General features: G+C 57.6%; 6 protein-coding genes and 1 pseudogene. 6 read left to right on the top strand and 1 reads right to left on the bottom strand.

The window, feature by feature from the left end; translation table 11 throughout:
- Positions 1-121: 121 nt before the first annotated feature.
- From MPC4_RS16145 to MPC4_RS16120, 6 genes and pseudogenes are all read left to right on the top strand, one after another.
- Positions 122-629: pseudogene (locus MPC4_RS16145) on the top strand (DDE-type integrase/transposase/recombinase); the annotation flags it as partial.
- A 193-nt stretch (positions 630-822) separates the two neighbouring features.
- Positions 823-1,134: a hypothetical protein gene (locus MPC4_RS16140; protein WP_174513422.1), complete on the top strand. Its 312-nt coding sequence runs from the start codon at positions 823-825 to the stop codon at positions 1,132-1,134.
- 366 nt (positions 1,135-1,500) lie between these two features.
- Positions 1,501-3,195: a hypothetical protein gene (locus MPC4_RS16135; protein WP_174513421.1), complete on the top strand. Its 1,695-nt coding sequence runs from the start codon at positions 1,501-1,503 to the stop codon at positions 3,193-3,195.
- Between the two features lie 414 nt (positions 3,196-3,609).
- Positions 3,610-4,479 carry a hypothetical protein gene (locus MPC4_RS16130; RefSeq protein ID WP_174513420.1) on the top strand — a complete coding sequence of 290 codons (870 nt, stop codon included), beginning with the start codon at positions 3,610-3,612 and terminating at the stop codon, positions 4,477-4,479.
- Between the two features lie 575 nt (positions 4,480-5,054).
- Positions 5,055-5,876, top strand: coding sequence for a class I SAM-dependent methyltransferase (locus MPC4_RS16125; protein ID WP_174513419.1), 822 nt, complete (start codon positions 5,055-5,057; stop codon positions 5,874-5,876).
- A 650-nt stretch (positions 5,877-6,526) separates the two neighbouring features.
- Positions 6,527-7,810 (top strand): WcaI family glycosyltransferase, encoded by a 1,284-nt coding sequence (locus MPC4_RS16120; RefSeq protein WP_174513418.1) that lies wholly within the window; start codon positions 6,527-6,529, stop codon positions 7,808-7,810.
- 192 nt (positions 7,811-8,002) lie between these two features.
- On the opposite strand, the gene MPC4_RS20980 is transcribed toward MPC4_RS16120, so the two are convergent.
- The coding region (locus MPC4_RS20980) for a hypothetical protein (RefSeq protein ID WP_210253672.1) at positions 8,003-8,289 on the bottom strand (287 nt) is incomplete at its 5' end.

Below are 8,289 nucleotides of genomic sequence, written 5' to 3'. Positions count from 1 at the left end.
ATGATGATCTCCCGATCGAAATGACGGCCCTTGAAAAGATCTTCAATGTTCAGCATCCGGGTTCGGGTCCTCTCCAAAGGCGTGTTCACGCCAAATATGCCGCGCTTTCGCCGTTTGCACCAGAACCGTGAAAACAACGGTGAGCGACCGCTTGGCGCCTTGTCCGCTCGACAAGGTCAACCGGCAGTTCCAGGCGCCGCGGCCGAACGCACTGTGGGTGTCCGACTTCACCTATGTCGCCACCTGGTAGGGCTTCGTCTATGTCGCCTTCGTCATCGACACTTTCGCTCGCCGGATCGTCGGCTGGCGCGCGTCGCGCACGGCGCATGCGGGCTTCGTGCTCGACGCGCTCGAGCAGGCGTTGTGCGAACGACAGCCAACCGTCGGTCGGCAGCGTAGGCGACAGTTACGACAATGCGCTCGCCGAGACGATCAACGGGCTTTACAAGGCCGAGGTCATCTGGCGGCGCGGGCCGTGGCGCAGCTTCGAGGCGGTCGAGTTCGCTACGCTCGAATGGGTCGACTGGTTCAACAATCGCAGACTGCTGGAGCCGATCGGAAACATTCCGCCCGCCGAAGCCGAAGCGCGCTACTATGCGCAAATCGAGGAGCCCGCCATGGCGGCGTGACTCAAACCAAATGGCCTCCGGCAAACCCGGGGCGGTTCACTATTTAATATTGAATAACGAGAATATTCATTTGACACCTAACAGGAAGTTGGTCAATTAGTAGGAAGATGGGCGTTTCGCTTCGAATATGAAGTTTGTGGATCGCGAGACAATCATTTCCGAGCCCGCGTGGCATCCGTTTGAGTTGTGTTCAATGTCGAATACTCACCCTGTCGACCTTGAACAACCGGCGCCGAGTGCGACGATTTCATGGGTCGGGAAGATCGCGGCCCGATTGCCATGGCTCCGGCGACGATGGAAGCGATGCCGCCGCATTGAAGCAGACGCGGCGGCTCTTATCGAGAGGTTCGGCACCCAAGCCTATTATGAGGCGGGCCAGCTATCCAAAGGCTACGGCCTTGCCGAAGGCGATCAATCACGCGTGCATTGGGCGCGTGTGAAAGTCGAGATCGCGCGCAGGCACGAGATCGACCTTGGGTTGAACGGTTATGTCCGATGGGAATGAGCCGGTCGGTCTGCGGCCCTTTGCGGCCATAACCATCTACTTCGCATGAGGAATCGCGCTGGACCGCGTCGATTGCCGTTTCCGGGACGCGTCGTCTCGTCTTTTGTTGGCGTGCTCGCGAATCCAACGCGAGTCGATCGGCGCGCCGAACGTCGTCAAACGGAGCGGAGTTAAGCGCCGACAGAAGCGGACAGGCGCTGAAACGAGCTTTCGCATCGCGAATGTATGGCGGTCTTGAGCGAGCGGCCGGTGCTGGCTATCCATGCCTTTAGGCGCCGGCTCCAAATTGAGGTAGAATGCAACGTTGTGCTGGAACGGCTGCGATGGGGATATCGTAGCCGCTAGGGTTCTGGAAATGAGCGGGCTATGAAGAACCGATTGCTGGCCATTCTTGCATCGGCGTGCTTCGCTTCTTCGAACCTCCTCGCTCAAACGGCGCCTGCGATTCGCTTGCCGCAAAATCAGCCTGTTCGAGGGGAAGCAGTCTCTGAGGCGCAAGCTGCAAACAAGCTTGGTCTTGCGGTTATGCGAATCGGCCACGATGGGAGAGAATTACAGCCGTTCCGCGTAAAGGTCGGAGATCGCGATTACGATTTTGCCCATTTGCTGAAGCTAAGACCTGCGGATACGGACAACGCCGCGGTGCAAGTGGAGGTCGATTTCGCATTCAAACACCCAGGACTTCTTAGCGATCTGAAGGAGCTGAAATTTATCAAACAAAAGATTGCGGCGGGGGAACAGCCTTGGGCGATCGAGTTTGAAAAAATGAAAACGTCGAGCTTCGCAGACCCGGATTACCTGAAGAAAATGGCGACGCCGCCGACAGTGATCTCGGCAGGCTTTTCCGGCGCAGACGATCATGGCTTCGCACAGGAGATGAAAGATGCCAATGCCGCCTACACGCAGGCTTTGATGTGGTATTTCTCGGATAATGATGTTTACGCCAAAAACGCCGCGGGGATTCTTGAGACCTATGCGAACACGGTCACGTCCCACGTCGGAAGAAACTGGTACCTTGAGGCCGCATGGGCTGGATCGGTTTTCCCGCTCGCGGCCGAGTTGCTGAGGTCGACATATCCGGACTGGAATGGGCATCGCGTCGTCGGCAAATGGTTCAACGACGTATTTCTACCTCCGTTGCATCAACGCATCGCTTTTGGAAACCGCGAGTTCGCCATCATCAACGCCTTGGCCGCTATTGGCGTCTATAGTGAAGATCGTGCGGCCTTTTATGTGGCGATGAATCACTGGATGAACTACATCCCGGCCTACCATTATCTCTCGGAGGATGGCGCGGCGCCCTATCTTGGCGATTATTGGGCGCCGGACGTAACCCCGTCGGACGCCTTTTTGCTCAAGCTCAACGAGGCGAGTCTTCCAACAGACTGGACGCCGTGGATCAAGTTGCATCAAGAACAATGGAGCGATCAGCTTATTCATGGAAAATTCGGAGACGATGCAACTGGCATGAAGAGGTCCGTCGCGACGCAGGATCCAGGCGTTGTCTGGGCCGGCGCGCCCGTAACTTATCTGCCTGGATATACGGCTGAAACCGCCCGAGATCTGGCTCATGTCGAGGAAAGTTTCGCATCGGAGATCAATGTAGCCGAGATAGCGTGGCATCAGGGCCTGGATATGTACGCGCCACAGGCGCAGCGGCTGACCGTGTTCATGGAGACGGCGGCGGAGCTTCGCCTCGGCGTCCCGCCGCCGGAGTCGATGACGGCGCAGTTGATCCCCTATGGTTTGGTTGATGCGTATGAAATTGCATACAACCATTACGCGAATCGGATGGGAACGCCCTTGCCCCATGTGCGGCGGCTTCTGCAAATTTTGCGACAGACAGGCGTTGACGTAGTCCGTCCAATGGAAGCCGGGGCGGCTGGACGAGATCCGAATGATCCGCGTTTGTGGAAATATAGGCCGCCCTTTGGGTCGCTTTTTGCGTCGAACATTGGGGCGCAGGTTGGTTGGATTTCCAGCTGGGAAACATTGACTCATGCTGATCTGGGATCCGCCGATCCGGAAAGCGTCGATGGAAACAGACAGGGATTCCGCTAGGAGGCGTTGGGAACCGCTTGGAAGCGCGTTACGGGTCCCGTTGGAAGGCTTCCTCGTTTCGGTCATGCAGATAGCGGCGCGGTTAGGGCTTGTATGGAGTTTGGCCTTGACCGCGGGAGGGGAGATGAAAAAAGCCAGGTCTGCTAGACCTGGCTAAGTCAGAGGCATCCAATTTGGGTGATCGGACAACGGCACGAAAAACTCTCTGCACAGAGCATTCCGTACGACTGATAAATATCATAAGATATCATCGGACACAGCGAAGACCTTGGTAATCACGAGAATGTGATCGCTTCGGTCGCGTATGGCCCCGGGCGCCGACCGCGACGTTAGAGGGCCCCAGCGCCACAGAGGCCAAGCAATTAGGGACGCCGAACGTCGGCTAGAGCACCGCAAAGAGCAATCGAGGGCCCAATGAAGGTTCTTCTCATATCGACAGTTGACGCGGCAGGCTCCAGGCTGACGCTTTTCGATCGAATGGTGAAATCGATCGCCGAGTCCGCGAAGACTTTGCCAGACGATGCGTTGACCCTGTGCATTCTCTTTCAGAATTGCTCGGAGGATCGGCTTACTACACTGCGGACCAATCTTCCGGCCTTCGTCGAATGCTCCTGCGTCGATCGGTTCGTTCCCTTATCGGTCGCGCGCAATATGCTCCTTAGCCCGAAGCGCGCCGCCGGGGTAATGGACGCAGGCGCCGTAGTCGCATTTCCGGACGACGACGCGTGGTATCCAGACAAATTTCTCGCGGGCGTCGTCGGCCTCTTTCGCGATCATGCCAATCTTGATTTCTGGTTTTGCCGCTATGGAGCGAAGCCGCGGAGCGGCGATTGGAGCGCTCCGGCGCTCACGTCGGCGTCTCGCAGCGCAGTCGTGCGAAAATCTTCTTCAAATACCATATTCGTCCGCGGCTCGGTTGCGGCCGCTGTCGGGGAATTCGACGAAAAGCTTGGCGTCGGCACAGCATTGGCGAGTGCGGAGGACGTCGACTACGCGCTGCGAATCTTCGATGTGGCCCGGCTGAGCGTCCTGCGCGATGAGGCGTTGGTCGGCCATCGCGACAAGCCGCCGGGGCTACGCGGCAAATATTATCCGGGCAGCCTTTTCGTCGTCGCTCGCCACGCTCGACGGGCCGGCCTATCGGAGTTTCTGCGCAAAATCGCGATCGGCCTTTATCTGGTCGTCAAGGGCGAACTCTCGTTGGGGCGATACGTGTCCGCTCTGCGTACGGCTCTCTCTGCGTTCGATCAACCGATCGGCGGACATAAACTTGCGCAGGAGTGAGAATGACCATCGGGCGCAACCGCTGATGCGTATCATTCGAAACGCTAAATCTGCCTCGGATACGCTCATGTCGGCACGATCGCCGAAATGTCGCACGGGGCTGGCGCCTCGTAGATATTCCGACGTTTGATCAAGGCCTCAGCCGCGTCCGTCAATTTTGCGAGCGAGCGTCAATTGAGCGTGGAGGCGGCTTGCGAAGCGTGACGCGACGATCAGACACACAACCGTTCTCCATTCGGCAATGCTTCGTCGCTTTCCGGACGCATCCTTTCAATGAGATGACGAATGGGAGCAATGTAGATTTGCCGCGCGCTCCTCCCTGTAGGCGCCCTGTCCCTTGTTCCACGGCGGCGTCATCGGTGGGCTGCGAGCGGCGAAGCGCCACAGCAGGCCGGCAGCCTCTCAACAGATGCCTGTGTCATCATCGCCGATCGCCGTTGCTATCGCCGCGCCTTCAGGTATATCTTGTTATAGCCGTGCAATTTGCGACCGATCGCAACCAAAGTTCGGCGCCGCTCATGCGAGCCGTCCGTCTGCGCATAATGTTTCCGAAAGACCAGTTCAGGGAGCTACCGATGTCAGATAGCGGTTCGATTACTGCTTTGCGACGCGCCGCCAAACGCATCGTTCGTAGCGACCGGTTTCGATGGTTGTCTGCGCCGGCGCGGCGGGTTTGGTATTATTGGCGGACGGTTGGCGAATTAAAGAATGTTCCATTGGTTCTCTCCGCGCTGAGCGGGGATATGCGGCAAAGGACTCCTGCTGAGTTGATTGACTTAATCTTCATTCGCTTTGATGGAATGCTTCGCCCGTTTCAGAACAAGCACGAGCTTCAACGATTCATCGAACGAGTCGCAGCGATCAAGCCGAAAACGGTTGTAGAGATAGGCACGGCGCGGGGCGGAAGTCTCTTTCTGCTCTCGTGCGTGTCGGATCCGAATGCGCGTCTCGTCAGCATCGATCTCCCGGCCGGGCTATATGGGGGCGGTTATCCAGCATGGAAGGGCTTTATTTTTCGGCGCTTTGTCGGCAGGTCGCAGACGTTGCACTTGATCAGAGGCGATTCCCATAAGGAAGCGACCTTCGACAAGACTGTTAATGCCTTGAACGACTCGCCCGTCGATGTGCTCTTCATCGACGGCGACCATTCTTACGAAGGAGTGAAGAAAGACTACCTGCGCTATCGCACTCTGGTGCGTCCGGGCGGGCTGATCGTTTTCCACGATATACTCGAAAGTAAAATCGATAAGGATATTACTGTCGCGCCTCTGTGGCGGGAAATTGCGCATGACTACCATACGGAAGAGATCGTCGATTCTTATGACCAAGGCCAATTCGGAATAGGAATCCTGACGGCGCCGCAGAGTTGGGAAAATCGGAAGGCGAACGCCGCGTAGGACGTCTGACAGGGCGATCCGGGGCCCAAGGCCGCTCACGAAAAAGGCTTTAGGATAAGCGATCATAAGGACGACCTCGAAGGCGCCGCTGAAAGAGCGGCGGGTTCTCAAACTCGCTTTTCAGGACCCTGAAGGCGCGCGCGGATGTTGCAGACGCGAGGGCGTATTCTGCGCGCTTAAAGAGGCGAAGTTCGCCCTTGATTGCGTCCCATCACGTTCGGCTGGTTCGCTCTCGCAAGCTTCCAAAGCCTCCGTAAGCGCCGGTTGAAACTCATCTGTCTTGCCTCGCCCCATCTTTGGAAGGGCGTTTTTCAAGTCCTGGCCCGGGCTTACGGTCGATGCCGCCGTTTTCCTTGAGCGCAAACACGACGATCAAATCTGCGTTCATCGCCATTCGGGACTTGTATCGCCGAAGACTTTGAATTATTGCGAAATGCTTTAGACGCTCCCGCGAAACGGGGAAATATTGCCTCGATACTTTTGAGAAAGATCCGAGCGGCGGCGCCATGGGAGCCGGGAGGATGGCCAAAAACAATATTGTTGTGTTTTGACGCACATTTATTTGGCAAAGACTCGGATTTATATCCGGCTGTTTTAGCTCGGACTCGTTCGTGTGCTTCGCCTTGACCAACTTCGAACCTAGAGTTTCCATGCCGCAATCAATCGCCAAAGCTCAATCGCGCCAAAAAATCCTCATCTATGGTGAAAATTACGCTCCCGAGAAAATCGGGGTCGGCCGCTTTACGGGCGAAATCGGCGCTTATCTGGCGGACCGGGGTCATGCCGTCACCGTCATCACCGCGCCGCCGCACTATCCGGGCTGGCGGGTCGCTTCGCCGTTTCGAGCCGGCCGCTACGCGAGCGAAGTCCGGGACGGCGTTAAAGTCCTGCGTTGCCCGATAGCGCTGCGAAGCGACATGCGCGGCGTTTGGCGGCTGATCGCGCCGCTCAGCTTCGCCGTGTCCTCGGCGCCCGTCGCTTTATGGCAGTTGATCCGCTTCCGGCCGGACTTGGTCCTCTGCATCGAGCCGACCTTATTCGTCGCTCCTGTCGGGCTCCTCGGCAGATTGCTGGGCGCCCGGGTGCTTCTTCATGTGCAGGATCTCGAAGTCGACGCCGCGTTCGCCGTCGGCCACCTGAAGGGCGGCTTCCTCAAGCGCTTTATTTTGGGAGCCGAGTCTTTCCTGCTCCGTCGATTTGACGCATTGGTCACGATTTCCAAGCAAATGCGCAAACGTCTCATCGACAAAGGCGTGGAGGCGGGTCGAATCGCTATCGTGCGTAACTGGGTTGATTTGACCAAAATCAAGCCGCTCGCCGAGCCGAACGGCTTCCGGGCCGAACTGGGGTTGACCGAGTCCGATTTCGTCGTGCTCTATGCTGGCAACATCGGCGTGAAACAGGCGCTCGAAGTCGTCCTGGATGCAGCGCGCAAGCTGGTCGACAGACCAAATATCCACTTCGTCATCGCCGGCGACGGTCCTGAAAAGGAGCGGCTTCAACGCGATTACGGCGACTTGAAGAGGCTGCATTTTCTTCCTCTGCAGCCGGAGGAGCGGCTCTGTGAACTGCTAAACCTCCCTGATCTTCACGTGCTGCCTCAAAGCCGCGGCGCGGCCGATCTTGTCTTGCCGTCCAAGCTCGGCGGAATGCTGACGAGCGGCAAGCCGGTGCTTGCAACGGCGGACCCCGGCACCGAACTGTACGACGTTCTGCAAGGCGTCTCTATTCTCGCGCCTGCCGGCGATAGCGCGGCCGTTGCCGCTGAGATCGACCGCCTCAGTGCGGAAGGAACTCACCCGGCGCTCGGCGATGGCCGCCGTCTCGCCCAGCTTTTCGCACGGGACGCCTGCCTCGAACAGTTTCATGAATGCCTCTTTTCCAATGAAGCGCTTCCGAGTCTGGTTTACTCGAGCGATGGCATACCCCGCTGAGACGCGTCCAGCGTCCAAAAGAGATTCTTCTGCGTTTCCTGTGGCGAGATTCACGCGGCGTTGAGGACGCGTCGACGTAGCGACTCGGAGCCTCCGTGACCAAATGTCCGCCGCTCTGACTGTGCCCAGTTTTATCCTACCGGAAGATGGCCTCGACGGTTGGGCCGGAGCTAGCTTCAAACCGGACAAGCCTCAAGGGGCAAGCTCGCCTCGTTTGACCGCAAGCACCTCCATGCATACGCGGTAACGTTCGCTGACGCTCTTCAAGCAACAGGGCGATTCAGTAAAGTCCGGGTTTACCCGGCGAACAGGCGTAGGGCGTTGTTTCTGTTGTCCTGGAAGTGTTCGATGGGGTTCTGGTGCAAACGGCGAAAGCGCGGCATATTTGGCGTGAACACGCCTTTGGAGAGGACCCGAACCCGGATGCTGAACATTGAAGATCTTTTCAAGGGCCGTCATTTCGATCGGGAGATCATCAT

The organism is Methylocella tundrae (assembly GCF_901905185.1).
Lineage (GTDB): Bacteria > Pseudomonadota > Alphaproteobacteria > Rhizobiales > Beijerinckiaceae > Methylocapsa > Methylocapsa tundrae.
Note: the sequence above shows the minus strand (reverse complement) of the source record. Positions and strands in the feature narration are given on the sequence as shown.

What these genes read in the sequence shown, in the direction of transcription:
- MPC4_RS16140 (WP_174513422.1), top strand. Translation starts at nt 823, where the DNA reads ATGTCGAATACTCACCCTGTCGACCTTGAACAACCGGCGCCGAGTGCG.
- MPC4_RS16135 (WP_174513421.1), top strand. Translation starts at nt 1,501, where the DNA reads ATGAAGAACCGATTGCTGGCCATTCTTGCATCGGCGTGCTTCGCTTCT.
- MPC4_RS16130 (WP_174513420.1), top strand. Translation starts at nt 3,610, where the DNA reads ATGAAGGTTCTTCTCATATCGACAGTTGACGCGGCAGGCTCCAGGCTG.
- MPC4_RS16125 (WP_174513419.1), top strand. Translation starts at nt 5,055, where the DNA reads ATGTCAGATAGCGGTTCGATTACTGCTTTGCGACGCGCCGCCAAACGC.
- MPC4_RS16120 (WP_174513418.1), top strand. Translation starts at nt 6,527, where the DNA reads ATGCCGCAATCAATCGCCAAAGCTCAATCGCGCCAAAAAATCCTCATC.